The sequence below is a fragment of the Mesorhizobium sp. M7A.F.Ca.US.002.01.1.1 genome (genome assembly GCF_004022955.1).
GTDB classification, from domain to species: Bacteria; Pseudomonadota; Alphaproteobacteria; order Rhizobiales; family Rhizobiaceae; genus Mesorhizobium; species Mesorhizobium ciceri.
Genome location: NZ_RZQE01000729.1, coordinates 1 through 2129 on the forward strand (window position 1 = coordinate 1; position 2129 = coordinate 2129).

2 protein-coding genes are annotated in these 2129 nt (G+C 62.9%); both read right to left on the reverse strand.

The genetic code is table 11. The annotated features are described in order from the left end of the window. Nucleotides 1–893, reverse strand: an 893-nt coding sequence (locus EN932_RS34745) for a flavin reductase (RefSeq protein WP_128369463.1), incomplete at its 3' end; no start/stop codon positions are given. 191 nt (nucleotides 894–1084) lie between these two features. Continuing rightward, nucleotides 1085–2129 (reverse strand): helix-turn-helix domain-containing protein (locus EN932_RS34750; protein ID WP_164890799.1); only part of this gene is annotated, 1045 nt, incomplete at its 5' end.

Sequence of the window (2129 nt, forward strand, 5' to 3'; positions counted from 1 at the left end):
ATGCTGAACCGATCGTCGTGCCGCTCGCGGCTGTAGCGGCGCAGCAGCGCACGGATTTCGCGGGCCGAAATGTCTTCATAGGGAAGATCGGCCAGCGAGAAGAAGCTGAACCCCGCGGGCACGGCGAAGGCGGCCGAGGTGCCGGAGAGACGGGCGCGATAGATGAGGTAGCCGGGATCGCTGTCGGCGACATCGAAGACGGAATAAAGAAACGTCTCATCCGGAAGCAGCGTCAGTGCGTCGCCGCCTTCGAGCTTGAGTTCGTTTTCCGCCTTGCGGCTCTTGGCGCTGGGCAGCACCCAGCCGCCCTTGCCGTCGGCGCGCAACAGGATGTTGCCTTCGGCTTCGATCAAATAGCCGACGATCATCGAGTGGGACGCAAGCCAGCCCGGTGGCAGTGGATCCTTCACCGAGGCATAGCGTCCGCGGCAAAAGCCGAGCGGTGCCGACGGACTGGTGCCAAACGCCTGCACGGCTCCGATGAGAACGACATGGTCGCCGGCATCGACGCGGTTGTGCACGGTGCAGTCGAACCAGGTCAGGCATTCGTTGAGGATCGGCGCCCCGGTGTGGACACGGTCATGGCTGATCGAGCCGAACTTGTCGTGCGCCTTCGAGGCGAAGACCGCCGAGACGTCGGTCTGCCCCTCATGCAAAAGATTGACCGCGAAAGAGTCGGACGCGTTGAACGCGGCATAGCTGGCAGCGGCCTTGCCGACGCAAACCAGAAGCAGCGGCGGATCAAGCGAGACCGACGTGAAGGAGTTGGCCGTCATGCCGCGCGGCGTGCCATCGGCGTCGCGGGTGGTGATGACCGTGACGCCGGTCACGAAGGTTCCGAATGCCCTTCTCAGTGCAATCGGATCGATCGTTGGCTGTGGAGTCGTCAGCATCTGGCCTCGTGTTCCCTCTTCGTATTGCGCGAGACGTTAGCCGCTGACCTGCAGCCGTTCTTCCTCCTGTTGATAGGAACAGTAGGCAGAGAGGCTGCTGTGTTTGCGAGCAAGGATCGCGGACAACAACGCAAACGGCAGGGAAGATACCCAAGCTGGAAACAGTCCGCACGGCGGAGGCTGGAACGATGCTATCTTTCGACCGAATCGCGGTTGTCGATGACCTCGCGCAAGCGGATGGCGAGCTCGAAAGCAAAGCGCCGCTCAGGGGTATCGAGATCGACACCGAACAGTTCCTGGATGCGCGCCAGCCGGTACCGCAAGGTGGTCACGTGCAGCCCCATCGCATCAGCGCAGGCCTGGCTGCGGCAGCCTTCGCGCAGATAGGAGAACAACGTCTCCATATAGGGGGTGCCGTGCTGGCCATCGTGATCGGCGATGGCGCCGACACTGTCCTGCACGAAGCTCCGCACATCCTCCACCTCGGCGGCCGCGATCAGCATCGGCAGCGGGCCGAAATCCTGGCTGGCAAAGACGCCGGTCCGGCCGAACGAGCGTCCGATGCGGATCATGCGCCGGCAGCGATCCCATGCCGGGGGATAGTCCGCAAGTTTGGTGCAGAGACCGGAAAGAACGACGAACGGTTCCTGGCCGAATTGGCGCCCCAGTTCCTCGGCAACCTTGCGCAGCAGCTTGGCGATACGGTCCCTGTCTTCGCCCAGCTCAGCCGGGATCAGGCAGACGAGGCCATTGTCGACGACGATGATGTCAGCCGCGACCGAGTTCTGCTGCAGCAACCGGATCACCGCATGATGCGGATCGACCAGACGTCCGGCGCTGCTTTGGGCGGCTTCAGGCAGATCGATGAGGATCATCTGCTTTGGTGATGCCAGCCCTACGCCAAGCCGCTGCGCCCGCTGCATTACATCGGCGGGGTCGTGCCAGCGATGCTCGACCACCTCCATGAACAACTCCGTCAACGTGCGTGTCTCGAATCGGAAGCGGATGAAGCTGCGCATCATCTGGACGCTGAGCGCGAATTTGGCACTGTCGAGCAGGAGCAGGTCGAGCTGGCTGAAGGGCTCCTGCATGGTGAAGATGACCATTGCCCCGACAGCCTCGGCATCAACGCTCAACGGTTCGATCTTCGCGGTGAGACGCAGACGGCGCATGCCGTCGTCGAGGAAGAATGTATGAGCCTCGCTGTGCGGCTGATCCACCGCCGACCGCGCGACC